This window comes from Desulfoferula mesophila (genome assembly GCF_037076455.1).
GTDB classification, from domain to species: Bacteria; Desulfobacterota; Desulfarculia; order Desulfarculales; family Desulfarculaceae; genus Desulfoferula; species Desulfoferula mesophila.
In genome coordinates this window covers 464073-491008 of sequence record NZ_AP028679.1, presented here as the reverse complement: position 1 = coordinate 491008, position 26936 = coordinate 464073, and the positions used below count along the sequence as shown (strand labels likewise).

Sequence of the window (26936 nt, the reverse complement as noted above, 5' to 3'; positions counted from 1 at the left end):
GGCCATATATGTGGCCATGATAACCATCATTTTCGCGATCTTATTTTAAGGAGAGTTTCATGCGCAAGACTGGAATCGTCATCGCCCTGGTGGCTTTTATGACCCTGGCCCTGGCCTCGGCCGCCCTGGCCGGCCCGGTGATGGACCGTATCGTCAAAAAAGGCGAGCTGGTGGTGGGCACCGCGACCGACTACCCCCCCTTCAACTTCAAGGCCAACGACGGCACCATCATGGGCCTGGACGTGGACCTGGCCAAAATCTTGGCCCAGGCCATCAAGGTCAAGCTGAAGATCGAGGTCATCCCCTTCCCCAAACTCTTGGAGGCGCTCAACGCGGGCAAGGTGGATCTGGTGATCTCGGGCATGACCATGACTCCCGAGCGCAACACCAAGGCCTATTTCGCCGGGCCTTACTTCGTCACCGGCCAGGGGGCCCTGATGAAGGGCGACATGATGCAGAAGATTCGCGACCTCACCGACTTCAACAAGCCTGAATACACCGTGGCGGTTAACAAGGGCACCACCGGCGAGACCACCGTCAAGCAGCTGTTGCCCAAGGCCAAAATCGTGGCGTACAAGGATAACGAAGACGCCCTCAAGGCCTTGCTGGCCGGCAAGGCCCAGGTCATGGTGGCCGACTTCCCCTACTGCGTGCTGGCCAGCTTCCAGTACAAGGCCGACAACCTGGCCGCCCTGCAAAAGCCCTTCACCTTCGAGCCCCTGGGAGTGGCGGTGCCGGCCAACGACTCCCTGCTGCAAAACATGGTGGACAACTACCTGGGCACCCTGACCGCCGGCGGCGGCCTGACCGAGCTGAAGGCGCGCTGGTTCAAGCAGTCCGGCTGGATCAAGAAACTGCCCCGCTAGCCCCGCGACCAGCTTAAATAGCGAGCCCCGCCCGGTTTCGGGCGGGGCTTTTCTTGTCTTTAATCATGATCTGGCCGGAAAAAGCTCCCTCACAGCGGCACAGCCAGCCGCCGCAGGGCAAGGCGGAAACGAGCGAGGAACGCAGGGGTAGCCAAACCTACCCCGAGGACCGAGCGAAGTTGACAACGCCGCCATGCGGTGGCTGGCGAAGCCGTCAGTCCTGTTCGGCCTTGCATTCGGGGCACACGGTCCCCACCCCCTTCTTCTTCTCCACCACAAAGGGATGGCCGCAGGCGGGGCAGGCTTTGGCCACCGGCTTGCTCCAGGTGGCGTAGTCGCACTTGGGGTAGTTGTCGCAGCCGTAGAAGTTCTTGCCCCGGCGGGAGCGCTTTTCCACGATCTCGCCCCCGCATTTGGGGCAGGCCACGCCCACGGGCAGGCCCCGGCTGTAGCGGCACTTGGGGTAGCCCGAGCAGGAGATGAAGCGCCCTCCGCTGCGGGTGGGCTTGATCACCAGGGGCTCGCCGCACTTGGGGCAGTCCTCGCCCAGGGGCTCGGCGGCCGGCTTTTCCATGGCCTGACCGTTTTCGTCCAGGGGCAGGATGTGGCTGCATTTGGGATAGGCGGTGCAGGCCAGGAAGGGGCCATAGCGGCCCTTTTTGACGGCCATGGGCGCGCCGCACTTTTCGCAGGCGATGCCCGGGTCCGGGGCGGGCTCGTCGGGGATGATGTTGCCCTTTTCGTCCCGGCTGAAGTCAAAGGTGGTCTTGCACTCCGGGTAGCCGGAGCAGGCCAGGAACTCGCCGTGCTTGCCCAGGCGGATGGCCATCTTCTTGCCGCACTCGGGGCAGTCCACGTCGGTGATGAGTCCCTTGCCCTTTACCTGGCGCATGGTGGACTTGGCCTCGTCCAGGGCCCGGGCAAAGGGGCCGTAGAAGTCGTCCAACAGCTTGCGCCAGTCGCGCTTGCCCTCCTCCACCTGGTCCAGGCTTTGCTCCAGCTGGGCGGTGAAGTCCACCTCCATGATCTGGGGGAAGCTCTCCACCAACAGGTCGTTGACCACCAGGCCCATCTCGGTGGGGGCCAGCTGGCGCTTGACCTTGCTCACGTACTTGCGGTCCACCAGGGTGGAGAGGATGGCCGAATAGGTGGAGGGGCGGCCGATGCCCTTTTCCTCCAGCTCCTTGACCAGGCTGGCCTCGGAAAAGCGCGGCGGCGGCTGGGTGAAGTGCTGCTTGGGCTCGATGCCCTCCAGCTTGAGCTCCTGGCCCTGGGCCAGCGGGGGCAGCAGGCCCTCCTGCTCCACCTCGTCGCCCTGGTCCTTGCCCTCCTCGTACACGGCGGTGAAACCGGGGAAGGTCTTGATCTGGCCGTTGGCCCGGAGCACCCCGGTGCCCGAGGCGATGTCGGCCTGGGTGCGGTCGTAGAGGGCCGGGGCCATCTGGCTGGCCAAAAAGCGCTGCCAGATGAGGCGGTAGAGCTTGAGCTCGTCGCCGCTCAGGTATTTAGTCATGTCCTCGGGGGCGCGGGCCCCGCTGGTGGGGCGGATGGCCTCGTGGGCGTCCTGGGCCCCGGAGCGCGACTTGTACACGTTGGGTTTGGGGGGCACGTACTCGGCCCCGTAGCGCTCACCGATGATATCGCGGGCCTCGGCCACGGCGGGCTGGGCCAGGCGGGTGGAGTCGGTACGCATGTAGGTGATCAGACCCACCGCGCCCTCGCCGGTCTCCTTGCCCTCGTAGAGCTTCTGGGCCAGGGTCATGGTCTTCTTGGTGGTGAAGCCCAGCTTGCGATAGGCCTCCTGCTGCAGGGTGCTGGTGATAAACGGCGGGGCCGGGCGGCGTTTTACCTGGCGCTTGTTGATCTTGGCCACGGTGAAGGGGCCGCTCTGAATGGCCGCCACTCCGGCCATGGCCTCGGCCTCGTTGCCGGGCTCGAACTTCTTGCCCCCCACCTCCACCAGCTTGGCGCTGAAGCGGGGCGGCTGGTCCCCGGCCAGGGCGGCGGTCACGCTCCAGTATTCGCGGGCCTCAAAGGCCTGGATGGCCCGCTCGCGCTCCACGATGAGCCGAAGGGCCACCGACTGCACCCGCCCGGCCGACAGGCCGCCGCGCACCTTTTCCCACAACAGGGGCGAGATCTGATAGCCCACCAGACGGTCCAGGATGCGCCGGGCCTGCTGGCTGTCGTAGCGGTGGGGGTCCAGGTGCACCGGCTCGGCCACCGCCTTCTTGATGGCGTCCTTGGTCAGCTCGTGGAACAGCACCCGGTGGTAGCTGTCCAACGGCCGACCCAACTGGTGGGCGATGTGCCAGGCGATGGCTTCGCCCTCGCGGTCGGGGTCGGGGGCCAGGTAGACCTCCTGGGCGCTTTCCGCGGCTTTCTTGAGTTCGCGGACCACCTTTTCCTTGCCCTTGATCACCTGGTATTCCGGAGTGAACTCCTTGTCCAGGTCCACCCCCAGGCGTTTTTTGGGCAGGTCCACCACGTGTCCCACCGAGGCTTTGACCGAGAAATCATTGCCCAGGTACTTCTTGATGGTGCGGGCCTTGGCCGGCGATTCGACTATGAGCAGGTTTTTGGCCATAACGGTAAAAAGCGTTTATCTCCGTTGCGGGTTACCTACAGGTTAAGCACATAAAGCTTGCCCGGCAACTCCACCACCCTCTCGGCCAACACCAGGTTGAGCAAAAGGGTGGCCAACTCGCCGGGGGCCAGGCCGCTGGCCCGGCCTATCTGGTCTATGTGCTGGGGCTCGGGCCCCACCAGCTCCAAAAGTTCGGCCTCGGCCGGGCTCAGCTCGCCGGGCTCCATGGGCCGCGGGGCTCCCGGCCCCGGCCCCGGCGGCAGGGCGCCGGGCTCGAAAAGATCGCGGCTGCTTGTGAGCAGCCGGGCCCCTTCCTTTATCAGTTGATTGCTGCCCGCGCTAGTGGCCGAGCCCACCGGGCCGGGCACCGCGAACACCTCGCGACCCTGTTCCAGGGCGTGGCGGGCGGTGATCAACGATCCGCTCTTGAGGCCCGCCTCCACCACCACCACGGCCCGGCTCAGCCCGCTGATCACCCGGTTACGCACCGGGAAGTTGGCCGCCACGGGCTGGGCGCCCAGGGGAAATTCGCTCACCACCGCGCCCTGGGCGGCCATGCGGGCGATGAGCTCGCGGTTCTCGCGGGGATAGACCACGTCCAGGCCGCAGCCCAACACCCCCACGCTGTGGCCCCCCGCCTCCAGGGCCCCGGCGTGGGCCACGGCGTCCACCCCCCGGGCCAGGCCCGAGACCAGGCTCACCCCGTGGCGGGCCACGTCGCGGCCCAGTTCCGCGGCCAGGCGGCGGCCGTAGGGGCTCATGGCCCGGCTGCCCACCACCGCGACGCCCCCCTCATGGCAGGGGGCCAGATCGCCCAGCAGGTAGAGCAAGGGAGGCGGGGCGTGGATGCCCGCCAAAAAGGGCGGGTAGTCGGGATCGCTTTGGATGAGCAGTCGGCCGCCCAGCTTGTCGAGGCGCTCGAGCTGCTCCTGGGGGTCGGACTCCCAGGCTTGGCGGTGCACCGCCCGGGCCACCTGGGGCCTGAGGCGGGGCAGGGCCTCCAGGGCGGCCAGGGGAGCGCCCAAGGCCGCGCCGGGGCTGCCGAAGGCCTCCACCAGGCGGGCGAAGGTGACGCTTCCCACGCCGGGAATGAGCTTCAGCCCCAGCCAATCCAAGAGCTCCTGGGAGCCCTGGGCTCGTGTTTTTCCTTCCATGGGGTAGAAAAGCTACCCACAGCCCCCCCCGCCGGTCAAGGTCTTTTTCCACGGGCCGGAACCTCCGCCTCCATGAAGGCCGGCTTCGCGGCCGCCCCCGCTTATCATTGACAGCCCGATGGCCAGTGCGTTACTTTGCATTTGCGCCCGCCACCGCACAATCAGGCGGGGCCTCACCGGCCCCAGGAGGATAACCATGGCCCAGGACCTTGGCGACCGCCCCTGGTACGGCGACTGGCCGCAGAACGTCCCCAAATGGATCGATTTCCCCAAGATAAGCCTTAGCGACATGCTGCGGGAGTCCGCCGCCTCTTATCCTGAGGACAAGGCCATTGTGTTCTTGGACTCGGTGATGACCTATCGGGAGCTGGACGACGCGGTGGACCGCTTCGCCACCGCCCTGGCCAACCTGGGGCTCAAAAAGGGCGACGTATTGGCCCTGATGCTGCCCAACTCCTTCCAGTTCGTCATCACCTTCTACGCCTGTCAGCGCCTGGGCATGACCGCCACGGCCATCAACCCCACCTACAAGGCGTTGGAGATCAAACACCACCTGAATGACTCCGGGGCCAAGGCCCTGGTGGTGCTGGACTCGGTGTACGCCGAGGCCGGGCGCATCCTGGACCAGACCCAGGTCAAGCACCTCATCGGCACCAACATCACCGACCTGGTCAAGATGAGCGGGCTCAAGAAATGGCTGGGCAAGAAGCTGGGCAAGATTCCCACCGGCCAGATGCCTCAGGGGACCCTGAGCTACAAGCAGCTGCTCGCCACCGCGCCCAACCCGCCCTCGGTGGAGATCGACCCGGTAAACGACATCGCGGCCCTGCAGTACACCGGCGGCACCACCGGCACCCCCAAGGGGGCCATGCTCACCTCCTACAACCTGGTGAGCAACGCCCTGAGCGGCAAGGCCTGGATCGGCGTCAACTTCCCCCGGGATGCGGGCTGGGTGGGGGTTCTGCCCCTGTTCCACGTCTTCGCCATGACCTGCTGCATGAACTCGGCCATCGCCTCCGGCGGCTTCATGCTGCTGTTCCCCAAGCCGCCCGATACCATGCTGGAGTGGGCCGAGCAGATCCAGAAGTGGGGCAAGGGCACCCAGCTGTGCATGGCCGGGGTGGCGGTGCTGTTCAACAAGATCAACAACACCAAGGGCCTGGAGGCCTACGACCTCAGCCCCCTTACCGCCTGCCTCTCCGGGGCGGGCCCCCTGCCCCGCGACGTGCAGATGAAGTTCGAGGAAAAGATCGGGGCCAAGGTGGTGGAGGGCTACGGGCTCAGCGAGTCCTCCCCGGTGGTCACGGCCAACCCCTTTGTCATCCCCGAGGGCCATGAACGGGTCATGGGCTCCATCGGCATCCCCTTCCCCAACACCGACTGCAAGATCATGGACCTGGAGACCGGCGACAACCAGCTGGGCTACGGGCCGGACCAGGTGGGCGAGCTGTGCGTGAAGGGCCCCCAGGTGATGAAGGGCTACCTCAACCGTCCCGACGAGACCGCCCGCACCCTGCGCGACGGCTGGCTCTACACCGGCGACATCGCCTACATGGCTGATAACGGCTACATCTTCATCATGGACCGGGCCAAGGACCTGGTGAAGTTCAAGGGCTTCAGCGTCTTCCCCAAGGAGGTGGAGGACTACATGTTCAGCCACCCGGACATCCTGGAGGTGGCGGTGATCGGCCTGCCTCATCCCAAGGTGGGTGAGATCCTCAAGGCCTTCGTGGTGCTGCAGCCGGACAAGGTGGGCCAGGTGAGCGAGGATGACATCATCGCCTGGTGCAAGGAGAACATGACCCATTACAAGGTCCCCTCCATCGTTGAGTTCCGCGACGAGCTGCCCAAGACCATGGTGGGCAAGGTGCTCAGGCGGGTGCTCAAGGAGGAGGAAGCCGCCAAGAAGGTCTGATGCCGCCAGGGCTGGGCCTATATCTGCATCTGCCCTTTTGCCCGGCCCGCTGCCCCTATTGCGACTTCAACGCCAAGACCTACGACCACGGCGAGGCCCGCCGCCTTCTGGCGGGCCTCGCCGTTCATTTGGGCCGCATCGCGTCCCTGGCCGGGGGGCGCCGCCTGGCCACCGTCTACTTCGGCGGCGGCACCCCGGCCATGCTGCCCGCCGCCGTCCTGGCCTCCCTGTTGGCCCAAATAAGCGAGGCCCCGGGCCTGGAACCCACGGCGGAAATCTCCCTGGAGGCCAACCCCGGGGCCCTCTCCCCGCTCAAGCTGACGGCCCTGCGCGCCGCCGGTTTCAACCGCCTGTCCCTGGGAGCCCAGAGCTTCGACCCCTCCCTGCTGAAGGCCCTGGGCCGCCGCCACTCGCCGGAGAGCACCCGCCGGGCGGTGGCCGCCGCCCGCAGGGCTGGTTTCGCCAACCTGAACCTGGACCTCATCTACGGCCTGCCCGGCCAGAGCCCGGCCCTGGCCGCGGCCGACCTGGAGGCCGCCCTGGCCCTGGAGCCGGAGCACCTGTCCCTCTACGAACTGACCCTGTCGCCCGGCACCCCCTTTGGCCGCCACTTTCGCCCCGGCCGCCCTCCCCTGCCCGGCGACGAGGAGATCGTTCAGATGGAGGAGCGGGCCGAGCGGTTGCTGGAGGCCGTTGGGCTCAGGCGCTACGAGGTGAGCAACTACGCCCGGCCGGGACTCGAATGCCGCCACAACCAGGCCACCTGGCAGGGGGGTGATTACCTGTCCCTGGGGCCGGGGGCCCACGGCCATCTGGCCGGGGTGCGCTGGGCCTGGGTGGCCGACCCCTCGGAGTATTGCCGCTTGGTGGAGGCGGGCGAGGAACCGCTGGCCATGCGCGAGGAACTGAGCCCCGAGCAGCGGGCCCTGGAGCTGATCCTCCTGGGGCTGCGCACGGTGCGCGGGGTGGAGCTGGCCCCCCTGGCGGTGCTTTTGGGGGCCAACCCCCGCCGGGTCTACGCCAGGGCCCTGGCCGAGCTGCACCGGCAAGGCTGGGGACGCATCGCCCAGGGCCGCATCATCCCCACCCGGGCCGGGCTCAACATGGCCGACGCGGCGGCCGCCCTGTTCGCCTGATCCCCCCAAAAAGACGGCCCGGACGGCAAGCGCCCAGGCCCCGGAATTATGCGGACAACGGGCTCACGCCGCCGCGCCAACCGCGCTTTGAGCCGGGCTCAGCGATTCATTACGAAGGTGCCCATGCCCAGCGAGCCGCCGTCGTATTGGCCCTCGAAATGGTCTCCGTTGAACTTGCCGGCCAGACCCACGCTGTAAGAGCCGCACATTATGGTGCCGGCGAATTCATAGTCGCTGGCCACCACGGCTTTTTTCACCTTGCAGCGCAGGATGCCCTTGACCGTGTCATGCATCGCGAAATCGCCGGTCACGTTGTGATTATCGTCCTGCTGCAAAGAGGCGCTCATAAAGCCGCCGTGGGCCTTATCGCAGGTTCCGCTGGTGCAGGTCCAAGAGCCGTCCCAATAGCCGGTGACACTATCCCCGGCCCAGGCCGGGAGGGCGGCCAGCATCAGCACCATGAGCAGGCCAAATACCGAGGCATGTTTCAGCATAAATTTTTCCCTCTTTCATCCGCGCCGTAGGCTGACAAGGCAATGCCGCCTCTTTCCTCGAGGCGGCGGGAGGGGCGGCGGGGCCAGCAGAACACAGGGCGGCGCCAATGATCCACACTACCCGGGGATTAGCCGTGCCCGGCCGAACGTAGTAAATTATTATGTTGTCGCGAGTTTGAACCCAAAATGAACGGCCCGGGTAATTTATGACCGACACCACCCTGCAGCGCGCCGCCCTCACCCTGGCGGTCATCAGTTCCTTCGTGACCCCGGTCATGGCCTCGGCGGTCAACCTGGCCCTGCCCGACCTGGGCCGGCGCATGGCCCTGGACGCGGTGACCCTCTCCTGGGTGCAGACCGCCTATATTCTGACCACCGCGGTGTGCGTGGTGCCCTCGGGGCGGCTGGGCGACATCCTGGGGCGTAAGCGGGTCTTTATCTGGGGCATGAGCTGCTTCGCCCTGGCCTCGCTGCTGGCCTGCCTGGCCCCCAACATCGTGGTGGTGCTCGCGGCCCGGGTGGCCCAGGGGGTGGGCAGCTCCATGGTCTTCGGCACGGGCATGGCCATCCTCTCGGAGGCCTACCCCCCCGGCCAGCGGGGCCGGGCCCTGGGCATCAACGTGGCGGCCATCTACATTGGCCTGTCCCTGGGCCCCCTGCTGGGCGGCCTGATGACCAGCTACCTCACCTGGCGCAGCGTCTTCGCCCTGGTGGTGCCCCCCAGCGCCCTGGCGCTGTGGGTGGCCGTGTACAAGCTGGACGCGGAGTGGGCCGAGGCCAAGGGCGAGCACTTCGACCTGTTGGGCTCGCTGTTCTACGCCCTGGCCCTGGTGGGCCTCATCCTGGGCCTGACCCGCCTGCCCTCCTGGGGCGGCGGAGGGCTGGCCCTGGCGGGCCTGGCCTTTTTGCTCGTCTTCGGCTGGTGGGAGGGCCGCAGCCCGGCCCCTGTGTTTCCGGTGCGCCTGATCAAGACCAACCGACCCTTCGCCTTTTCCAGCCTGGCCGCGCTGATCAACTACGCCGCGGTGTTCGCGGTCACCTTTTTGCTCAGCTTGTATCTGCAGCAGGTCAAGGGCTTCAGCGCTTCGCTGGCCGGGCTGATCCTGGTGGCCCAGCCGGTGATGCAGGCCATTCTCTCGCCCATGGCCGGGCGCCTCTCCGACCGGGTGCAGCCGCGCCTGGTGGCCTCGCTGGGCATGGGGCTCACCGCCCTGGGCCTGGCCGGGCTGGCCCTGCTGCGCGCCGACAGCCCGGTGGCCTACGTGGTGGGCTGCCTGATGCTCAACGGCATCGGCTTCGGGGTGTTCTCCTCGCCCAACATGAACGCCATCATGTCTTCGGTGGCCCCGCGCTATTACGGCATCGCCTCGGGCACCGTGGCCGCCATGCGCCTGATGGGCCAGATGGTCTCCATGGGCATCGCCGCCTCGGTGTTGGCCATGTTCGTGGGACCGGTGCAGATAACCCCGGCCGCCTATCCCGCCCTGGTCACCAGCCTAAAGGTCACCTTCCTCATCTGCTGCCTGTTGTGCGTGGCCGGCATCTTCGCCTCGCTCAGCCGGGGGGAGTTGCCCAAGGACAAGAAGTAGCGGGCGGCATTTTCAGTCTTGGGCTTCCGGCGGCCCCTGCCGCTGCGCCCGCTTTTTGCGGCGCCTGGCCACCCAGGCGTCGAAATCCACCACCTTCATGCGTTGCTGGCAGCCGGTGAACACCTGCTCCACCAGGGCCAGGGCCCCTTGCAGGGACTCCAGGCCGCGCAGGCTGAGGCCGCCCGCCCCGGCCTGGCGGGCCCGCCGAACCCGCCGCCGGCGCAGGCCCACGGCCAGCGCCAGCCCCAGGGCCACCCCCGCGGCCAAGACCCACAACCAGACCCAATCCCAAACAGCAAGCGGACCGGGGGCGGGGGCCAAAAAGGTCCCCTGGCCGGGCGGCCGGTTAACCGCCCTACCAAGGCACCCCATGGCCAATTCCAGCCCCAAAAGCAAGCATGCCGCCATCATTCGACTCAACGGTGTTCCCCCTGCCCTTCCTGTGGGCAGCCAGGAACATGCAAAAGCGTCGCCTAGCGGCTTTTACTTACAAACGCTATGTAATTCAGAGGGTTGGTTTCTCGGGGCCGAAGAAACCTGGAGCAATGATACCGAAAGGCCGGGGCAGGTTACCGTATCGCCGACGATTCTCGCTCCATATGCCTGGGGAGTCGAGCGACGCCCGCAACGCAGCATGGCGCCGCCTGGCGAAGCCGGGGGCAAGGTCCGTATCCAGGCTGAAGTTAAAAAGAGGCCGCCCCGCGCCAAACGCGAGGCGGCCCCAGGCAAGGGCTAGGTCTAGGGTCTATTTGGCCAGGCGCGAAGCCACCAGCTCGGTGATGTCCATCACCTTTATCTTGCCCAGCTTTTCCTTGCGGGCCCGGGCCGCAGCCTGGTTCAGGGAGTTCTTGCAGGAGGGACAGGCGCTGACCACGGTGTCCGCTCCCTGGGCGATGGCCACCTTGATGCGCTCGAAGGCGATGTCGCCGCCCAACTCGTTGGCAAAGGCCTTGACCCCGCCGCCGCCGCCGCAGCACTTGGCCAGGGTGCGGTTCTGGGGGAACTCCAAGAGCTCCACCCCCGGCAGGGCCTTGATCACCTCGCGGGGCGGTTCGTACACCCCCAGGTGGCGGCCCAGGTCGCAGGGGTCGTGGTAGATGGCCTTCATGGGCTTGCCGTCGGGCTCGAAGCTCAGCTTGCCCTCGTTGATGAGCCTTTCCAGCAGGAACACCACGTGCTCGGGCTTGTAGCCGTCGCCGTGGCCCTGGTGGGGATAGACGTCCTCGAAGGTCTTGTAGCAGCCCGCGCAGGTGGTGAGCAGGGTGTTCACCCCCTGCTCCTTGAAAATCTTGTCATTGGCCGCGGCCACGGTGTGGAAGGTTTCCATGTCCCCCACCAAATAGGCCAGGTAGCCGCAGCAGTTTTCTTCCTTGCCCAGGGTAGTGAACTCTATACCCGCCGCGTCCAGGATCTTCATCACCGCGGGGATGATCTTCACGTCCTGGTAAGAGGCCACGCAGCCCAGGTGCAGCAGGGTGTCGGCGCCCGGCTTGGGCTCATAGCCCACGGGGTAGGAGTCGGTGCGGGTGTCGCGGGGCATGCTGAAGGGGTTGCCCGCCTCCACCATGTCGCTCATGAGCTTGACGAATATCTCGGGCAGGTAGCCGGTTTCCACCAGGCGCTTGCGGGCGGCCTGCACCACGGCGGCCAGGTTGATCTGGGCCGGGCAGGTGTATTTGCAGTTCAGGCAGAGCATGCACTTGTACAAACGGTCTGCCATCTCCACCGAGGGCTGCATGTGCCCGGCCAGCAGGCTGAAGGCCAGGGTGATGCGCCCCTTGGCGTTCATGGACTCCAGGTCGGTCTGGGCGTAGGTGGGGCAGCCCAGGCGGCAGAAGCCGCACTGGATGCAGGCCACGATCTCGTTGTCCACCTCGCCGAAGGTGTTGACCTCGCCCGTTTGCAGGCGCAGGGGTTCGAAGCCGCTGGTGTCGTAGACATCCTCGATGGAGCCCCTCAGGCCCAGCTTGCCGGGGTTGAGCACCCCCTTGGGGTCCATGGCGTCCTTGATGGTCTGCATCACCTCCAGGCCGGTGGCCCCCAGCTCCTTGACGATCACCGGGGCTTTGGCCATGCCCAGGCCGTGCTCGGCGCTCATGGTGCCTTCCATGGCCGCGGTGAGCTCCACGAACTCCAAGACGATCTTCTTGACCGCCTCCCACTCGTCGGACTTTTTCACGTCCATGATGAAGGTGGCGTGCAGGTTGCCGTCGCCGATGTGGCCGAAGGTGGCGATGGGGAAGCCGTGCTTTTCACCGATGGCCTGGATCTGGCGGATGGTCTCGGGGATCTTGGTCATGGGCACCCCGAAGTCTTCCATCAAAGGCACCAGGCGATAGCCGGGCTTGAGGCGGCTCATGGCCGGCACCAGGCGGTGGCGGGCCTCCCACAGGGGGGCCTTTTCCACCGGGTCGTCGGTCCACTTGGCGCCGATCAGGCTGTGCTTGCCCGCGATGTCGTCTACCTGCTTGACGTAGTCCTCCACCGCCGCGCGGTGGCCGTCCAACTCCAGCATGATCATGCAGCCCACGCCCTCGGCCACCTTGAGGTCGATGGCCTTGGCCAACACCGCGATGGACACGTTGTCCAAAATCTCGCAGGTGGCGATGGGCACCCCGGAGGTGAGCATCTCGGTCACCGCGTCGCCGGCGGTCTGGATGTCCGGGAACTCCAGGCGGGCGCTGATGGCGTAGGCCGGAGCGGGCAGGATCTTCATGGTAGCCTCGGTGATCACCCCCAGGGTGCCCTCCGAGGCGCAGAAGAGCTGGGACAGGTTGTAGCCGCTGGAAGTCTTGGGCGCCTTGGACCCGGTGTCCAGAACGCGCCCGTCGGCCAGCACCACCTTGAGCGCCATGACGTAATCCTTGGTGGTGCCGTACTTCACCGCCCGGATGCCGCTGGCGTTGGTGTTGATCATGCCGCCGATGGTGGCGATGCCCGCGCTGCCCGGATCGGGCGGGAAGAAGAAGCCCTTTTCGGCCACCGCCGCGTTAAGCGCCCCGCAGACCACGCCGCACTGCACCCTGGCGTAGTGGTCGGGCAGGTTGATCTCCAGGATCTTGTTCATGCGGATGAGGTTCAAGAGCACCCCGCCCTTGGGGGCCAGGGCCGCGCCGGTCACGCTGGTGCCGCCGCCCCGGGCGATCACCGGCACCCCGGCCTCGTTACAGGCGGCCAGGATGGCGCTCACCTGCTCGGTGGTCTCGGCGAATACCATCACCTGGGGCGGGGCCATGTGCACCGACATGTCCCGGCTGTAGGCCTGGCAGTCGGCCGGGTTGGTGACTACGTTCTCCTCCCCCACGATCTCCACAAGCTTCTGGTTGATCTCCATGACTCCTCCTGTCCCGGCGCGCCTTGCCGCTTCGGCCTCCTCTCCGAAACGGCGGGCAATGCTCGGGTCTCGACGTGGCTGGGGCTGGGCCTTCGGGCCCAGTTTCGCGGCGGCCCGGCGGGGCCGGGGCCTGCGGGGCAACCCCGCCCCTGATGCGCCGGCGCTTGTCCGGCGGGGGCCGCGTGAATCCTAAATTACCGGTCGACAAGCCTCCGGCCCGTTCAACAGACGGGACCGGCGCTAAACAGCGGGCGGGGAGGGTGTGGGTCCCCTCCCCGCCTCAAGCGATCCTATCGCAGGCCATAGGTGCGGGGCCAAAGGCCCCGGCTCCCCACGGCTGCGCACAAATATCGATGTTGACGCACGGCCAGCACGCCTAGGCCTGGTCCTTTTCCATCTTTGCGATCTCGGCGGCCACCCACTCCTTGTAGGCCTCGCCCTGCATCAGCTTGGACAGGTCGCCGGCAAGATCGCCGGGGGTGATCTTGCAGATCCAGCCATCGCCGTAGCAGTCGGAGTTGATCAGCTCGGGCTCGTCCTCCAACTCCTCGTTGCCCTCGGCCACCTCGCCGGAGACCACGGCGTAGACCCGGCCCACCCATTTGCCGCTCTCGATGGAGCCGAAGGGCTTGCCCTGGGTCACCTCGTCGCCCTCCTCGGGCACGTCCACGAAGGTGATCTCGCCGGCCAGTTTTTGGGTGAGGTCGGTGGTGCCCATTATCACCACGCCGCCCTCCACCTTGGCCCAGTAATGGTTCTGGTCATAGTAGAGATCGTCGGGAAAATTATAGCCGCCTACTTCCATGGACGCCTTCCTCCTGGCCAGCCCCCGTGGGGGCGTCTTAATACAATCCGAACGCCGACAACCCGGCCAAAGCTTTTTCTTATAGCATCGCCCCCGCCGCCGCCACCCTCCTACTCCTTAAAGGCGGCCAACAGCTCCTTGGGCTTGGAACGGTTGAGCTTGAAACCCAGCTCATCGGGCGTCATTCCCAGGCCCAGGCCCAGAATTTGGGTAAGGTAGACCACCGGCACCTTGAACTTGGTGTCCATGCGCTTGGCGATGGCTTTTTGCTGGCCCTCGTACATCACGTTGCAAAAGGGGCACACCAGGGCCATGGCGGTCACCTGGCGGGCGTCGAGCTCGGCCAGCTTGGCCCCGGCCAGCGCCCCGGCCAGCTCCTCGTCGGCCCCCAACACCCCGCCCCCGCAGCAGTCCTTGAGCCGGGGGTAATTGTCCACCTTGGCCCCGGTGGCCTCGATGAGCGCCCCCATGCTGGTGGGGGCCTCGGGGTCGTCCAGGCCGCCGATGGTCTCCGAGGGCTTCAGGTAGTGGCAGCCGTAGTGGGGGGCGAAGGTGAACTCGCTCAGGTCACGGGTCATCTTGGCCTTGATGGCCTCCAGGCCCACCTCCTCCAGCAGATAGCGCACCAGGTGGGTCACCCGCACTCCGGGGGCGTACTCCAGGCCCAGGGGAGCCAGCTCGGCGTTGACCCGCGCCACTTCCTCTGGGTTGTGGCTTAGACGATGCTCGGCCTCGGCCAGGGTGCCCGCGCAGGCCGAGCACAGGGCCACCAGGGGCAAATCGTGGCCCCTGGCCTGGGCCAGGGCCCGGGCGGCGATGGTCAGGGCGTGGGCCTGGTCGGTGCCCTTGAGGGGGTAGCCGCAACAGGCCAGGGCCGCGTCGTCCACCAGCTCCACCCCCAGGGCCTCGCACACCTTGCGGGCGCTCACCTCGTAGTTGAGATTGCGCACCGGCACGGTGCAGCCCAAGAACAACAGCGCCTTCATCGCGGCTCCTCTCCGGCCTCGCCCTGGTCTGGCTCTATCCCCAGGATGGCCTGGAAGTCGCCGGGGCGCTGTTCCACCGGGGGCAGCCCCAGGTCGGCGCGTTTTTGGTTTTCGAACTCGGTGATCTCCAGCAGGCGTCCCTGCTTGGCCAACAGCTCGGCGGTCACCTTGGCCGAGGGCGGGGCGTGCCCCTCCCGGGCGGCGATGTTCTTGATGGCCGTGAGCACCTCGGTGAAGCGCACCTGCTGGGGGCAGACCTCGCCGCAGGAATAGCAGGAGGAGCACAGCCAGATGAGCGGCGAGGCCAGGACCTCCTCGCGCCGGCCCAACAGGGTCAGGCGGATGAGGCGGCGGGGGTCGTAGTCCGGCCGGTTGGCCCCCACCGGGCAGCGGGCGCTGCAGGCGGCGCAGGCGAAACAGGCGCGGATGCCCTCGCTGCCGGGCTCGGCGGCCACCTCGTGCTTGAAGCCGGGATCGCAATCGTTGAGGCGCACGCTCATTCCTGGGCCTCCTTGGCCATCCGGGCCACCTCTTGGGCCAGCTCCCTGGTCTGGTTGGCGGCCAGGGGCAGGAAACGCACCGCGTCGGTGGGCAGGCCCAGCGCGGCCAGGTCGCCTTGCAGGGCGGCGATCTTGGCCATGGCCTTGTGGTTGCCGCTCACCGAGCGGCAGTTGCCCGGATGGCAGCCGGCCACCAACACCCGCTTGGCCCCCAGTTCCAGGGCCTTGAGCAACAACACCTGGCTCATGCGGGCGGCGCAGACCAGGGGGTATATCAGCAGCCCGGCGGGCCACTGGTGTCCCTCGGCCGACAGGGAACCCACGGCGGGCATGCCCGAGGCGGAGCAGGCGAAGAGCACCATCTTGGGCTCCGGCGCCAGCCCGAGGCCCCACTCCAGGCCGGAGAACATCTCCGGGTTGCCCCAGCTCGGCGGGGCGATGGCCTCGGCCGGGCACTCGGCCGCGCAGGCCCCGCAGGCCACGCAGGCGGCCGGGGCGCAGCGGATATGGTCTTCCACGTAGCGCGGCACGCCGTGGGGACAGGTGCGCACGCAGGTGAGGCAACTGGCGCAGTAGGCGTCGCGCACCGCGGGCATGGGCACCACCCTGCCGCCCAGCACCTCCTGCATGGCGGCGGCGGCCGAGGCGGCCTCGTCCCGGCGCTCGGGGCCGGGCGCGGTGCCCCGCAGGGCGCCGGTTAGGTAGAACCCGGTGCGGCTGGTGCGCCCCCCGGCCAGACGGGGGTTCTCGGGCACCAGTTCCTCCCAGGGCTTGACGATCAGCTCGTTGTCCAGCCAGGCGGGACGCGGGGCCGTGGCCTGTTGAGCCAAAATCATCGCCGCCGGGGCCAGCGCCAGCTCCTCGCCCAACAGGGGATCGAGCCAGGCCAGCTCACGGCCGCTCTCGCGCACCGTGAGCCCGCCGGGCGCCACCCGGGCCAGGAGCACCCCGGCCTCGCGGCAGTCGCGGAAGAGCCGCTCTCCGCCGGGCGTCGCCACCCGGGCCTCGCTGAACAACAGGGTCACCTGCACCCGGGGCCGCCGGGCCAGGGCCAGGGCCGCCTCCAGGGCGGCGCTGAAACTGTAGGAAGGCACCGCTTGGGCCGTGCCGGCCATGACGGCCACGTGCAGCCAGCCGTCCGTTGGCCCCTCGTACTCCTCGGGGTTCAGCTCGCTCACCGGGCGGCACAGCTCCGGGTCCAGGCCGGCCACCTCGCAGCCCACCGTGAGCTCGCCGGGCGGGGCCAAAAACACCGCGCCAAAGGTTTGGGGCGTCTCGCCCGCGGCCGAAAGCCAGGCCTGGAAACCGCCCGCCCCGCCGGTGAGGCGGGTCAGCTCGCAACCGGGCAGGGTCTCAACCTGGGCCGGGAGCTGGGCGGCCAAGAGGCTCACCGCCTCGGGGTCGTCGTCTTCCCCGGCCTGGTGGGCCGCCTCCCAGGGGGTGGCCAGGGTGACCGGATGGCCCAGGGCCGCCGCCTCCCAGGCCGCGGCCACCGCGCTCAGGCCCGCGCCGGCCACCAGCACGCTCTGGGCGGGCTGGGGGGCGTACACCGGGGGCAGGGTGGCCTTGGCCGCCCGCCCGGCGGCGCGGGAAACCGCCGCCGCCGCCCGGGCCAGGCGATGGGGCTGGGGCCCGCCGCCCACCTCGGCCGCCAGCTCCAGCCAGGTCACCGGCAAGCCCACCAGCCGTTGCAACACCTGGCGGGGGGCCTGCTCCCGGCTGGTGGTCACCACCGCCGCCTCCAAGAGGCCGCCTTTATCCAGGACCATGCCGGCGGACTGGGCCACCTGGGCCGGGTCCAACTCTTCGAGGCCCGGCGTCGCCACCCAAACCAGACTTACCTTAGCCATGGCGCGCCTCCGCCAGGGCGGCCACCCGCCCGGCCGCCCACGAGGCGGCCAGGGAGCCGTGCACGATGGATTCGTTAAGGGAGCGGGGACCGGCCGCCGCCCCGGCCACGAACACCCCGGCCGGACCGTCCTGGCTGGCCAGGAAACCGTCGCCGTCCACGCCCGCGCCGAACAGCTCGCCCAGGGCGGTCGCCCCGGCGGGCGGGCCCAGGCCCACCGAGAGCACCACCAGGTCGAAACCCTCCCTGAGCGGCGGCTCCCCGGCCAGGGCGTAGTTCACCAGGGGGCCCTCAGGCCCGGCGGTGACCTCGCCGGGCATGGCCCGCACGAAGCGCATGTCTTGGCGCAGCTCGGCCAGCTCGGACTCCCAGGCCCGGCCGTAGTCCTGCACGTCCATGTGGAAGAAGGTGATTTCGCTTTCCGGCAACAGGCCCCGGATGACCCGGGCCATGCGCAGGGCGTAGCCGCAACAGACCCGGGAGCACCACAGACGGCCCAGGGAGGCGTCGCGGCTGCCCACGCATTGGATGAAGGCCACCTTGGCCGGGGCCAGGGCCTGGGGCCCCAGGGCCCCCTGGGCCAGCATGGCCTCCAGCTCCAGGGCGCTGAACACCCCGTCCACCCGGCCGTGGCCGAAACGGGTCTTGCCCGCCGGATCGAAGGCCTCGGCCCCCACCGCCAGGATCACCGCCTGGGCGGCCACCGTGGTCCGCTCCTCAAGGGGGCGGCCCGGACCGGGCCCGGCCTCGCCGCCGGGCTGGGGGGCCAGCTCCACCAGCCATCCCTCGCCCCGGGGCTGGGTCGCCACGGCCAAGGCGGCGGTGTAGATACTCAGCTGGGGCAACTTGGCCGCCTGGGCCAGCAGCTCGCCCAGGCGGCAGGCCCCGCAACGGGCGCAGGCCTCTGTGGCCTTGCAGCAAAACCCGGAGGCCCTGCCTCCCAGGCGGGGTTCCCGCTCGATCAAGGTGGCGGCCACCCCCCGGCGGCCCAGGTCCACCGCCGCGGCCAACCCGGCAACACCGCCTCCCAGGATCAGCACCGGCGTGTCCAATTGGGCGTTGGTCAAAGCTTCCTCAACTGTTATAAGAGCTTTATCTGCCGGCCCGAAAAACCGCCCCCGCAAGGGGGGGGCAAAAGGCCCTAAGCGCCGGATTAAGCTCCGGAAATTAGCGCTTGACAAGCCTGACGGGCCTGCCTATAGTGCAAGTTAGCTAGATTGTAGCTAACTTGTAACCATGTGTCTACCATTTTTGGCCCGCTTTGCCGTGTTTCCGGCCTTGCACGGCGGCAAAGTGTCGCATAGGCCGGAGACGATGTCATGTCTGAAAAAACACCGCCGATTCAAGCAACCAAGATGATGAAAAAGCTGATGGCCGACCACTTCCTGGCCCTGGACCGCGCCGCGGCCGAGGGCAGCCCCAAGGTGGCCTGGTGCACCAGCGTGGGTCCTGCCGAACTGCTCATCGCCATGGGTTTCGAGGTCTACTACCCCGAGAACCACGGGGCCCTTTTGGGCGCCTCGCGCATCGCCACCGATACCATACCCGTGGCCAACGCCATCGGCTACAGCCCGGACATCTGTTCCTACCTCACCGCCGACGTCGGCGCCTTCCTCAAGGGCATCACCCCCCTGACCAAGGCCTACGGCATCAAGGGCGTGCCCAAGCCCGACGTGTTGGTGTTCAACACCAACCAGTGCCGCGACGTGCAGGACTGGTTCGAGTGGTACGGCCGCCACTTCAACGTGCCGGCCATCGGGGTGCGCACCCACCGGGGCGTGGGCGAAGTGCGCGAGTACATGGTGGCCGACGTGGCCCAGCAGATCAAGGATCTCATCCCCACCCTGGAAAAGGTCAGCGGCAACAAGTTCGACATCGACCGCCTGCGCGAGGTGGTGGGCCTATCCAAGCAGTGCACCGAGCAGTGGCGCGCGGTATTGGAATACGGCGCCCGGGTGCCCGCCCAGATGAACTTCTTCGACCACACCATCCACATGGCTCCGGCGGTGGTGCTCAGGGGCCGTCCCGAGGCCATCGAGTATTACAACACCCTGTTGGCCGAGCTGGTGGAGCGCGAAAAGGCGGGCTACTCCGCCGTGCCCGGCGAGCGCCTGCGCCTGTATTGGGACGGCATGCCCGTTTGGGGCCGGTTGCGCATGCTGGCCGAGCTGATGAACGAGCTCAAGGCGGCCATCGTCTGCTCCACCTACTGCAACTCCTGGATCTTCGGCGCTTTTGACGCGGCCGATCCCTTTGAGTCCATGGCCCGGGCCTACACCGAACTGTTCATCGTGCGCGACGAGGCCTACAAGGAGGCCTACATGCTCGAGCACGTAGAGCGCTACGGCTGCCAGGGCATCATCTTCCACGACGCCAAGACCTGCCCCAACAACTCCAACAGCCGCTACGGCCTGCCCCAGCGCTTCGCCGAGGTGCACGGGGTGCCCTCGTTGGTCATCAACGGCGACCTCAACGACCTGCGCTGCTTCAGCGACGAGCAGGCCAAGACCAATATCGAGGCCTTTGTGGAGCAGATCGAGGAAATGGCCGCCTGATGGTCTTCGGCGGCATAGACATCGGCTCCACCGCCACCAAGGCGGCGTTGATAGACGACTCCGGCGCCCTCTTGGGCAGCGCGGTGCGGCGCTCGGGGGTGGATTTCACCGCCAGCGCCAACCTGGCCTTGGAAGAGGCCGCCAAGCAGGCCGGGGTGGACCAGAAAGACATCGTCGGGATTTTCTCCTGCGGCTATGGCCGCAAGAACGCCACCATGGCCCAGGAGACCCGTACCGAGATAGCTTGCCACGCCGCCGGGGCCTATCATCATTTTCCCCAGGCGCTCACCGTGGTGGACATAGGAGGCCAAGACAACAAGATCATCAAGCTCAACGCCAAGGGTATGCGCACCTCTTTCAAGATGAACCGCAAGTGCGCGGCGGGCACCGGAGCCTTTCTGGAAGAAATGGCCCTGCGCCTGGATCTGCCCCTGGAGAGCCTCGACCAACTGGCCCGGGACGCCCAAGAAGAGGCCACCCTGGGCGCTTATTGCACCGTATTCACCGCCACCGAAGTGCTGTCCAAGATACGCGACGGCGTCAAGGTCGAGGCCCTGGTCAAGGGCCTGTTCCGCTCGGTGGTCAAGCGGGTCATGGAAATGGACATCCTCGAAGGCACGGTAGTCATGACCGGCGGAGTGGCCGCGCACAACCCCTATCTGGCCCAGATGCTGAGCGAGGAGTTGGGACGCCAAGTGCTCCTGCCTCCCCGCCCCCAGCTCAACGGCGCCTGGGGGGCGGCCATCCTGGCCCGGGACTTCAGAGCCCGGCAACTGGCGCGCGAGTAGCCAAGGCCCCACGGCCGGGGCGGTTTGAGGGGACCCCCCGGCCAAAAGGGGTTTAACCCTAACGGGAGAGGATGTAGTTATGAACCGCTGGCTCACCGTGGCCGATATTCTTCGGGTAAACGCCATCAAGTTTCCGGACAAGGAGGGGGTGGCGGATCTGAACCGATCCTTGACCTTCAAGGAGTACAACGAGCGCTGCTGCCGCCTGGCCAACGCCCTGGGCGACCTGGGGCTCAAAAAAGGCGACCGCATCGCCATGTTGGCCTACAACTGCCTGGAGTGGATGGAGTTCTACGGGGCCTGCGCCAAGGGCGGCTTCGTGGCCGTGCCCATCATGTTCCGCCTGACCCCTGTCGAATACACCTACATCCTCAACAACGCCGAAGTCAGCGCCATCATCGTGGAGAAGCCCTTCGCCGCCGACGTGACCGACGCCAAGCCAGATTTCGAGACCATCAAGGACAAGGGCTACATCTACATGGGCGAGGGCGACGCCCCGGCGGGCTACACCCACCTGGAGGAGCTGATGGCCGCCGGTTCGCCCGAGGAGCCGGCCACCAAGGTCTACGACGAGGACACCTGGATCATCATGTACACCTCCGGCACCACCGGCCGCCCCAAGGGCGTGGTGCGCACCCACGAGTCGCTGGCGGGCAAGTATTGGACCAACATCGCGGCCATGGGCTACGACCGCGACGACCGCGGCCTGTTGGTCATGCCCATGTGCCACATCAACAGCGTGTTCTACTCCTTCGTGTTCACCTGCCTGGGGGCCACGGCGCTGGTGTACAACTCGGTGTCCTTCGACCCCGAGCACATGATCAAGACCCTGAGCGAGTTCGGCATCACCTTCACCTCCCTGGTGCCCACCCACTACATCATGATGCTGGCCCTGCCTGAGGAGGTTAAGGCCAAATACAACGTGGATTGCGTGAAAAAGCTTTTGATCTCCTCGGCCCCGGCCCGGCGCGATCTCAAGCTGTCCATCATGGACTACTTCGTCAACAGCCAGCTCTACGAGGCCTACGGCTCCACCGAGGCCGGCCTGGTCACCCTGCTGCTGCCCTCGGAGCAATTCGACAAGCTGGGCTCCATCGGCCGCGAGATCCCCGGCACCGATGTCATCAAACTGTTGGACGAGGACAAAAAAGAGGTGCCCGTGGGCGAGGTGGGCGAGCTCTACTCCCGGGGCCCGGCCATGTTCAGCGAATACTGGAAGCTGCCCGAGGTGACCAAGGACGCCTTCGTGGGCGACTTCTTCAGCGCCGGCGACATGGCCTACATGGACGACGAGGGCTACTACTACCTGGTGGACCGCAAGAAGAACATGATCATCACCGGCGGGGAGAACGTCTACCCCAGCGAGGTGGAGGACTGCCTGGGCGGCCACTCGGCGGTCAAGGACGTGGCGGTGATCGGGGTGCCCGACGACAAGTGGGGCGAGAGCGTCACCGCCGTGGTCATCACCCACCAGGGCTACGAGCCCGGCGAAGAGCTGGCCAAGGAGCTCTCGGAGTTCACCAAGGGCAAGATCGCCGGCTTCAAGCGCCCCAAGAACATCTATTTCGTGGCCGAAGAGGAGATGCCCCGCACCGGCACCGGCAAGATATTGCACCGGGTGCTAAGGGACCGCTACGGACACTGGTCGGACAAATAGGACGCAACATCCAGGAAGCAACACCAGTAAATCACGGGCTGCCATTGTGGCTACCACCGTTTAACCGATACGGAGCAGACCATGTTTAGCAAAGCCTTCGTTCCCTACAAAGGATACTGGTCCTCGCCCTTTTCCCGTTGGCAGGGATCGTTCCAAAACGAGCATCCCATCAAGCTTGCGGCAGACACCACCAAGAAGTTCCTGGAGCTCAGAGGCATCGACCCGGCCGTGTTCGACGGTTGCACCTTCGGCATGACCATCGGCATGCCTTCCTGGTTCTATGCCAACCCCTGGTACTGCGCCCTCATGGGCAACGACCGCATCTCCGGCTCCACCGTGAGCCAGGCCTGCGCCACCAGCGCCACCGCGCTCTACACCGCGGCCGCCGGCCTGGAGTGCGGCGCCTACGAGTGCAACCTGGTGGCCACCACCGACCGCTGCTCCAACGGCCCCCACACCGTGTGGCCCAACCCCAAGGGCCCCGGCGCCGAGGTGATCAGCGAAAACTGGATGATGGACAACTTCAACAAGGACCCCTACGGCGGCAAGGCCATGTTCATGACCGCCGAGCTGGTGGGCCAGGACAACGGCGGGGTAAGCAAGGAAGAGTCCGACGCCATGGCGCTCAGGCGCTATGAGCAGTACGAGATGGCCTTGGCCGACGACCGGGCCTTCCAAAAGGGCTACATGATCCCGGTGGACGTGAAGGTCAGCAAAAAGAAGACCATCACCGTGGAGGCCGACGAGGGCATCATGCCCACCACCGCCGAGGGGCTGGCCTCCCTGAAGCCCATCCTGCCCGACGGCGCCCTGACCTTCGGGGCCCAGACCCACCCGGCCGACGGCAACGCCGGGCTCATCGTCACCACCCAGGAAAAGGCCCAGGAGCTAAGCGCCGACAAGAGCGTGACCATCCAGATTCTCTCCTACGGCTACGCCCGGGCGGCCAAGGCCCGCATGGCCGCGGCGGTGACCCCCTCGGCCCAGATGGCTCTGAAAAACGCCGGGCTGGAGGTCAAGGACCTGGCCGCGGTGAAGACCCACAACCCCTTCACCATCAACGACATCGTCATGGGCCGCCTGATGAACATCCCCGACGAGATATTCAACAACTACGGCTCCTCCATGATCTTCGGCCACCCCCAGGGCCCCACCGGCTCCCGCTGCATGGTGGAACTTATCGAAGAGCTGGTCATGAAGGGCGGCGGCTACGGCCTGTTCGCGGGCTGCGCCGCCGGCGACACCGCCGCTTCGGTGGTGTTCAAGGTTTCCTGAGCCAAGGCGGGCCTGCTCCGCCGGCCATAACCCTTGTCTGACGCATCGCCGCCCGGCCCCGGCCGGGCGGCGATTTTTTGCCCGTTGCGCCCCGCGCGCTCGATGGGGCAAGCTGGACCAAGCCCCTACATCACACCCTTGCCGGGAGTAAAGGCATGAACGTCAACCAGGTTCCCCTGTTGGTGCGCCGGGAGATCGAGGCCACGGTGTTGGCCCAGGTATACGAGGTGCTCAAAAAGCGCCTGGGTCAGGAAGAGGCCCTGGCGGCCATGACCCAGATGGTGGAGCACACCGCCGAGGAGGCGGGCAAGGCCTTTGCCGCCGAGTCCAAGACCGGGCCCAGCCTGGAGCATTTCGCCACCATCTGGGACCGGCTCATGGCCGTGCCCGGCTCCCTGGAGACCGAAGGCTACGAACTGGGGCGGGACCGCATGAGCCTGACGGTGACCGGCTGCGGCTATCTGAAGCTGTATGAAAAGATGGGCCTGGCCCCGGAGCTGTTGCCGGTGCTCTCCTGCTGCCGTGACTTCGCCTTTGCCCGGGGTTATTCGCCCAAGCTGCACCTGGAGCGCCCCACCTTCATCGGCCAGGGCGACGAACTCTGTCAGTTCGACTACACCTGGCAGGAAGACCTGATAGCCTGAGCGCGGCGCTCGGCCCTGGCGGCCGGCGGCGAGATTGTTGGGAGGTAAAGCGCGACGGCTATCCCTTGGAGGAAGCGGCCTCGTCCTTTTTATCTTGGCAACGGCCCAGCCAGGTGATGAACAGGGCCAAGGCGATGGAGCCCCCCACGATCAAATAAAATTGCCAGTTCATGGCCGCATCCTCCCTGGGCGCTTTGGGGTGTGAGACCTCTAAACCATAGCATCGCCGATGGGAAAAGGGCAAGGCTCGCGGCGGCACCGCCCTACTTGAAGCTGGCCACCACCGGGGTGTGGTCGCTGGGCTTGGGCAGCCCCCGGGGCTCGGTGTCCACCAAACACTCGGTGCAGGCGGCGCTCAGGGGCTTGGTGGCCAGGATCAGGTCGATGCGCCAGCCCAGGTCGCGCTTGAAGGACTGGGGCAGGCGGTAGTCCCAGAAGGTGAACTGCTTGTCCTCGGGGTGGTGTTGGCGGAACAGGTCGGCGAGGCCCCAGTCCTCGATGCTTTGCAAGGCGGCCCGCTCGTCGGGGTGGCAGCTTACCTTGCCGGCCATGCGCTTGGGGTCGTACACGTCCAGGTCGGTGGGGGCCACGTTCATGTCGCCGGTGACCACCAACGGCTCCTGGGGATCAAAGCGCCGGGGCAGCATGGCCGCCACCTGCTTCAGAAACTCCAGCTTGTAGTGCCAGGCCTCGTGGCCCACCTCGCGCCCCTGGGGCACGTAGAGGTTCACCACCCAGCCGGTGGCCAGGCGAACGGCCAGCACCCGGGCCTGCCCCCCGTCGCCGGGCTCCAGCCCTGAGACCACCTCGGACGCCTCCTGCTTGCTCAGGATGGCCACCCCGTTGAAGGACTTCTGGCCGTGGAAGTAAACGTGATAACCCAACTCTTCCAGGGCGGCGGTTGGGAAGTCCTCGTCGGTCACCTTGGTCTCTTGCAGACAGGCCACCTCGGGCGAGGCTTTTTTAAGCCAGTCCAACAGCAGGGGCAAACGGGCCCTGATTCCGTTGACGTTGAAGGTGGCCAGGCTCCAGGACATGCGGCGCTTCTCCTTGCGGGGGTTACGGCTCCATCTTAGCATGGCCGCCACGCCTTGCCAGGCCCGGGCGGGCGGTATAGACTAGTGGTTCCCATGATGAATCCCGGCCCCGGAGAGGTGGAGCATGCCCATTTACGAGTTTCGTTGCGAATCCTGCCAGAGCGTTTTCGAGCACTTGGCCATGACCTCCGGTGAGCTGGTGGAGATCAAATGCCCCTCTTGCGGCGGCGGGGAGATCAGCCGGGTTATGAGCACCTGCGCCTCGGTGGTGCACGGTTCCAAGAACGCCCCTTCCGCCAGCGGCCCCACCGTGGAGAACCGCTCCTGCGCCAACGCGGGCAACTGCGGCACCATCACCCTCCCCGGCATCGACTAGACGCCGAACCCACCGTTTTCCAGCCCTGCGCCAAATAAGGTTTGGGAGTCAGGCCCATGTCCCCTCACCCGGTGGAAAAGCTCATCGCCCAGGCGGACGCGGCCATCAACCGGGAAGACTTCGATTCCCTGATGGAGTTTTATGCCGAAGACGCCGTTTTGGTGGTCCAACCGGGCAGGAACGCCGTGGGCAAAGAGCGGATCCGCCAGGCCTTCGAGGCCATAGCCCAATACTTCGGCCACGGCCTGGAGGTGAGGCAGGCGGGCCTGGAGGTCCTGGCCACGGGCGACACCGCCCTGGCGCTGGCCAAGACCCTGGTTCGCGCCCCGGGCCATCCCCCCGCCCAGCGCAAAGCCACCTATGTCTTTAAAAAGGACGCGGCGGGCGACTGGCGCTGCGTCATCGACAACTCCTACGGCCACGACCTGCTGGGCTAGCCCGCATCAACCAAGCGCGACTCGCGCCCTTAACCGGCACAGCCAGGGAGGGTCAGGCCAGGCGTCCCAAGGCTTGGGCTGCCAAAGCGTGTCAACGGGAGCCACAACCTTTGGTGGAGGCAGCAGCCTGCCCGACCCGCTTTGCCACCGGAGGCACGCCGGGCGAGCGCAGACCGCAGGCGTATTGCCAATACGCCGAGGTCTAAGCGATGCCGTGGGCGCAGCATGGCGCTTCCTGGCGAAGCCGCAGGCTAGGGGATGGGCAAGAGGACAAAGGCGGTGGTAGTCCACACGGCGTGGGAGACGATCACCGGCGGGATGCGCCCCAGGCGCCAATAGAGCAGGCCCCAGAACCCCCCGGCCACGGCGGCCGCGCCCATGAGCATCAGGTTGAGCGAGGGCAGGTGCACCAGGGTGTAGAGCCCGGTGGCGGCCAGCCAGCCCTTGAGCGGCCCCAGGCGCTCCATGAGCCCGCCCTGCAGGTAGCGCCGCCAGAACAGTTCCTCGCAGGGCCCGATGATGAAAAACAGCAGCAGGGCGATGAGCCAGGAGGGGGTGCCCTGGGCCTTGGCGTAGATGGCCCCCACCTGGGCGGCCAGGGCGGGGAACAGCCAAGCGACGGCCAGCTTGGCCAGCCAGAAGATGAGCCACAGGACCGCGGCCGAGATGAGGCCCCAGGCCGCATCTCGCGGCCGGAAGGCTAGGCCGCCGGGCGCCGGGGGCCGCAGGAACAGGGAGGCGATGGTGAGGATCAGGGCCGTGGCCGTGATCTTGAGCCAGAAGTTGCCGCCGGACCAGCCGAAAGCCCAGGCGAACAGCAGGGCGGCCAGGGCCGCCATGGCCCCCAGGGCGGCCCAGTTCTGCCGCTTGGGCTTTAGATTCACGGCCCGCATCGCCTCTCCCGGTCAAAATATGGCCCCCTCCATCACCTTAGAGCAGATAATCATGGGTA

23 protein-coding genes are annotated in these 26936 nt (G+C 66.9%); 11 read left to right on the top strand and 12 right to left on the bottom strand.

The genetic code is table 11. From position 1 onward, the window contains the following. Positions 1–59: 59 nt before the first annotated feature. Positions 60–866: a transporter substrate-binding domain-containing protein gene (locus AACH32_RS02295; protein WP_338605050.1), complete on the top strand. Its 807-nt coding sequence runs from the start codon at positions 60–62 to the stop codon at positions 864–866. 214 nt (positions 867–1080) lie between these two features. On the opposite strand, the gene topA is transcribed toward AACH32_RS02295, so the two are convergent. Both topA and dprA read right to left on the bottom strand, forming a co-directional pair. After that, on the bottom strand, positions 1081–3453 hold the full coding sequence (topA, locus tag AACH32_RS02290) for a type I DNA topoisomerase (RefSeq protein WP_338605049.1): 2373 nt from the start codon (positions 3451–3453) through the stop codon (positions 1081–1083). Positions 3454–3488: 35 nt separating this feature from the next. Then, positions 3489–4607 carry a DNA-processing protein DprA gene (gene dprA, locus AACH32_RS02285; protein ID WP_338605047.1) on the bottom strand — a complete coding sequence of 373 codons (1119 nt, stop codon included), beginning with the start codon at positions 4605–4607 and terminating at the stop codon, positions 3489–3491. Between the two features lie 196 nt (positions 4608–4803). On the opposite strand from dprA, the gene AACH32_RS02280 reads away from it, so the two are divergent. Next, on the top strand, positions 4804–6522 hold the full coding sequence (locus AACH32_RS02280) for a long-chain-fatty-acid--CoA ligase (RefSeq protein WP_338605046.1): 1719 nt from the start codon (positions 4804–4806) through the stop codon (positions 6520–6522). After that, entirely contained in the window at positions 6522–7658 is a 1137-nt protein-coding gene (hemW, locus tag AACH32_RS02275; RefSeq protein ID WP_338605044.1) for a radical SAM family heme chaperone HemW, read from the top strand. The genes AACH32_RS02280 and hemW overlap by 1 nt, the downstream gene beginning before the upstream one ends. 98 nt (positions 7659–7756) lie before the next feature. Here hemW and AACH32_RS02270 read toward each other — a convergent pair whose 3' ends face one another. After that, positions 7757–8152, bottom strand: a complete 396-nt coding sequence (locus AACH32_RS02270) for a hypothetical protein (RefSeq protein ID WP_338605042.1) — start codon at positions 8150–8152, stop codon at positions 7757–7759. 206 nt (positions 8153–8358) lie between these two features. Between AACH32_RS02270 and AACH32_RS02265 the strand changes: the two genes are divergently transcribed. Continuing rightward, the gene (locus AACH32_RS02265; RefSeq protein WP_338605040.1) at positions 8359–9741 is read left to right on the top strand and encodes an MFS transporter; all 1383 of its coding nucleotides are present in this window, start codon (positions 8359–8361) and stop codon (positions 9739–9741) included. A 12-nt stretch (positions 9742–9753) separates the two neighbouring features. Here the strand turns inward: AACH32_RS02265 and AACH32_RS02260 are convergent, their stop codons facing one another. The 7 genes from AACH32_RS02260 to AACH32_RS02230 all read right to left on the bottom strand — a co-directional run bounded on the left by AACH32_RS02260 (position 9754) and on the right by AACH32_RS02230 (position 18282). Beyond that, positions 9754–10017 carry a hypothetical protein gene (locus tag AACH32_RS02260; RefSeq protein WP_338605038.1) on the bottom strand — a complete coding sequence of 88 codons (264 nt, stop codon included), beginning with the start codon at positions 10015–10017 and terminating at the stop codon, positions 9754–9756. 469 nt (positions 10018–10486) lie between these two features. Continuing rightward, positions 10487–13075: an FAD-binding and (Fe-S)-binding domain-containing protein gene (locus AACH32_RS02255; protein ID WP_338605037.1), complete on the bottom strand. Its 2589-nt coding sequence runs from the start codon at positions 13073–13075 to the stop codon at positions 10487–10489. A 376-nt stretch (positions 13076–13451) separates the two neighbouring features. Further along, the gene (gene gcvH, locus AACH32_RS02250; protein ID WP_338605035.1) at positions 13452–13880 is read right to left on the bottom strand and encodes a glycine cleavage system protein GcvH; all 429 of its coding nucleotides are present in this window, start codon (positions 13878–13880) and stop codon (positions 13452–13454) included. A 110-nt stretch (positions 13881–13990) separates the two neighbouring features. Then, entirely contained in the window at positions 13991–14866 is an 876-nt protein-coding gene (locus tag AACH32_RS02245; RefSeq protein ID WP_338605033.1) for a CoB--CoM heterodisulfide reductase iron-sulfur subunit B family protein, read from the bottom strand. Beyond that, on the bottom strand, positions 14863–15366 hold the full coding sequence (locus tag AACH32_RS02240; RefSeq protein WP_338605031.1) for a 4Fe-4S dicluster domain-containing protein: 504 nt from the start codon (positions 15364–15366) through the stop codon (positions 14863–14865). Before AACH32_RS02240 ends, AACH32_RS02245 begins: the two co-directional genes overlap by 4 nt. Then, positions 15363–17216, bottom strand: coding sequence for a hydrogenase iron-sulfur subunit (locus AACH32_RS02235; protein WP_338605030.1), 1854 nt, complete (start codon positions 17214–17216; stop codon positions 15363–15365). The genes AACH32_RS02240 and AACH32_RS02235 overlap by 4 nt, the downstream gene beginning before the upstream one ends. Beyond that, positions 17209–18282 (bottom strand): FAD-dependent oxidoreductase, encoded by a 1074-nt coding sequence (locus AACH32_RS02230; RefSeq protein WP_338605028.1) that lies wholly within the window; start codon positions 18280–18282, stop codon positions 17209–17211. The genes AACH32_RS02235 and AACH32_RS02230 overlap by 8 nt, the downstream gene beginning before the upstream one ends. 252 nt (positions 18283–18534) lie before the next feature. Here AACH32_RS02230 and AACH32_RS02225 point away from each other — a divergent pair, with 252 nt between their 5' ends. The 5 genes from AACH32_RS02225 (at position 18535) to AACH32_RS02205 (ending at position 24134) form a co-directional block, all read left to right on the top strand. Beyond that, positions 18535–19770: a 2-hydroxyacyl-CoA dehydratase subunit D gene (locus tag AACH32_RS02225; RefSeq protein ID WP_338605027.1), complete on the top strand. Its 1236-nt coding sequence runs from the start codon at positions 18535–18537 to the stop codon at positions 19768–19770. Then, entirely contained in the window at positions 19770–20558 is a 789-nt protein-coding gene (locus AACH32_RS02220; RefSeq protein WP_338605025.1) for an acyl-CoA dehydratase activase, read from the top strand. The genes AACH32_RS02225 and AACH32_RS02220 overlap by 1 nt, the downstream gene beginning before the upstream one ends. 79 nt (positions 20559–20637) lie before the next feature. Continuing rightward, entirely contained in the window at positions 20638–22215 is a 1578-nt protein-coding gene (locus tag AACH32_RS02215; protein WP_338605024.1) for an AMP-binding protein, read from the top strand. A gap of 81 nt (positions 22216–22296) precedes the next feature. Next, a complete protein-coding gene (locus AACH32_RS02210) occupies positions 22297–23490 on the top strand; it encodes a thiolase family protein (protein WP_338605023.1) in 1194 nt (397 codons plus the stop codon). 155 nt (positions 23491–23645) lie between these two features. Beyond that, positions 23646–24134 carry an L-2-amino-thiazoline-4-carboxylic acid hydrolase gene (locus AACH32_RS02205; RefSeq protein WP_338605021.1) on the top strand — a complete coding sequence of 163 codons (489 nt, stop codon included), beginning with the start codon at positions 23646–23648 and terminating at the stop codon, positions 24132–24134. A 263-nt stretch (positions 24135–24397) separates the two neighbouring features. Here the strand turns inward: AACH32_RS02205 and xth are convergent, their stop codons facing one another. Further along, complete coding sequence (gene xth, locus AACH32_RS02200; protein WP_338605020.1) at positions 24398–25171, bottom strand: exodeoxyribonuclease III; 774 nt, start codon at positions 25169–25171, stop codon at positions 24398–24400. 124 nt (positions 25172–25295) lie between these two features. On the opposite strand from xth, the gene AACH32_RS02195 reads away from it, so the two are divergent. Next, entirely contained in the window at positions 25296–25547 is a 252-nt protein-coding gene (locus AACH32_RS02195; RefSeq protein ID WP_338605019.1) for an FmdB family zinc ribbon protein, read from the top strand. A gap of 56 nt (positions 25548–25603) precedes the next feature. Beyond that, complete coding sequence (locus AACH32_RS02190; protein WP_338605017.1) at positions 25604–25984, top strand: YybH family protein; 381 nt, start codon at positions 25604–25606, stop codon at positions 25982–25984. A 251-nt stretch (positions 25985–26235) separates the two neighbouring features. On the opposite strand, the gene AACH32_RS02185 is transcribed toward AACH32_RS02190, so the two are convergent. Then, positions 26236–26877: a CPBP family intramembrane glutamic endopeptidase gene (locus AACH32_RS02185; protein ID WP_338605016.1), complete on the bottom strand. Its 642-nt coding sequence runs from the start codon at positions 26875–26877 to the stop codon at positions 26236–26238. Positions 26878–26936 lie beyond the last annotated feature (59 nt).

What these genes read in the sequence shown, in the direction of transcription:
- AACH32_RS02295 (WP_338605050.1), top strand. Translation starts at nt 60, where the DNA reads ATGCGCAAGACTGGAATCGTCATCGCCCTGGTGGCTTTTATGACCCTG.
- topA (WP_338605049.1), bottom strand. Translation starts at nt 3,453, where the DNA reads ATGGCCAAAAACCTGCTCATAGTCGAATCGCCGGCCAAGGCCCGCACC.
- dprA (WP_338605047.1), bottom strand. Translation starts at nt 4,607, where the DNA reads ATGGAAGGAAAAACACGAGCCCAGGGCTCCCAGGAGCTCTTGGATTGG.
- AACH32_RS02280 (WP_338605046.1), top strand. Translation starts at nt 4,804, where the DNA reads ATGGCCCAGGACCTTGGCGACCGCCCCTGGTACGGCGACTGGCCGCAG.
- hemW (WP_338605044.1), top strand. Translation starts at nt 6,522, where the DNA reads ATGCCGCCAGGGCTGGGCCTATATCTGCATCTGCCCTTTTGCCCGGCC.
- AACH32_RS02270 (WP_338605042.1), bottom strand. Translation starts at nt 8,152, where the DNA reads ATGCTGAAACATGCCTCGGTATTTGGCCTGCTCATGGTGCTGATGCTG.
- AACH32_RS02265 (WP_338605040.1), top strand. Translation starts at nt 8,359, where the DNA reads ATGACCGACACCACCCTGCAGCGCGCCGCCCTCACCCTGGCGGTCATC.
- AACH32_RS02255 (WP_338605037.1), bottom strand. Translation starts at nt 13,075, where the DNA reads ATGGAGATCAACCAGAAGCTTGTGGAGATCGTGGGGGAGGAGAACGTA.
- gcvH (WP_338605035.1), bottom strand. Translation starts at nt 13,880, where the DNA reads ATGGAAGTAGGCGGCTATAATTTTCCCGACGATCTCTACTATGACCAG.
- AACH32_RS02245 (WP_338605033.1), bottom strand. Translation starts at nt 14,866, where the DNA reads ATGAAGGCGCTGTTGTTCTTGGGCTGCACCGTGCCGGTGCGCAATCTC.
- AACH32_RS02240 (WP_338605031.1), bottom strand. Translation starts at nt 15,366, where the DNA reads ATGAGCGTGCGCCTCAACGATTGCGATCCCGGCTTCAAGCACGAGGTG.
- AACH32_RS02235 (WP_338605030.1), bottom strand. Translation starts at nt 17,216, where the DNA reads ATGGCTAAGGTAAGTCTGGTTTGGGTGGCGACGCCGGGCCTCGAAGAG.
- AACH32_RS02225 (WP_338605027.1), top strand. Translation starts at nt 18,535, where the DNA reads ATGTCTGAAAAAACACCGCCGATTCAAGCAACCAAGATGATGAAAAAG.
- AACH32_RS02220 (WP_338605025.1), top strand. Translation starts at nt 19,770, where the DNA reads ATGGTCTTCGGCGGCATAGACATCGGCTCCACCGCCACCAAGGCGGCG.
- AACH32_RS02215 (WP_338605024.1), top strand. Translation starts at nt 20,638, where the DNA reads ATGAACCGCTGGCTCACCGTGGCCGATATTCTTCGGGTAAACGCCATC.
- AACH32_RS02210 (WP_338605023.1), top strand. Translation starts at nt 22,297, where the DNA reads ATGTTTAGCAAAGCCTTCGTTCCCTACAAAGGATACTGGTCCTCGCCC.
- AACH32_RS02205 (WP_338605021.1), top strand. Translation starts at nt 23,646, where the DNA reads ATGAACGTCAACCAGGTTCCCCTGTTGGTGCGCCGGGAGATCGAGGCC.
- xth (WP_338605020.1), bottom strand. Translation starts at nt 25,171, where the DNA reads ATGTCCTGGAGCCTGGCCACCTTCAACGTCAACGGAATCAGGGCCCGT.
- AACH32_RS02195 (WP_338605019.1), top strand. Translation starts at nt 25,296, where the DNA reads ATGCCCATTTACGAGTTTCGTTGCGAATCCTGCCAGAGCGTTTTCGAG.
- AACH32_RS02190 (WP_338605017.1), top strand. Translation starts at nt 25,604, where the DNA reads ATGTCCCCTCACCCGGTGGAAAAGCTCATCGCCCAGGCGGACGCGGCC.
- AACH32_RS02185 (WP_338605016.1), bottom strand. Translation starts at nt 26,877, where the DNA reads ATGCGGGCCGTGAATCTAAAGCCCAAGCGGCAGAACTGGGCCGCCCTG.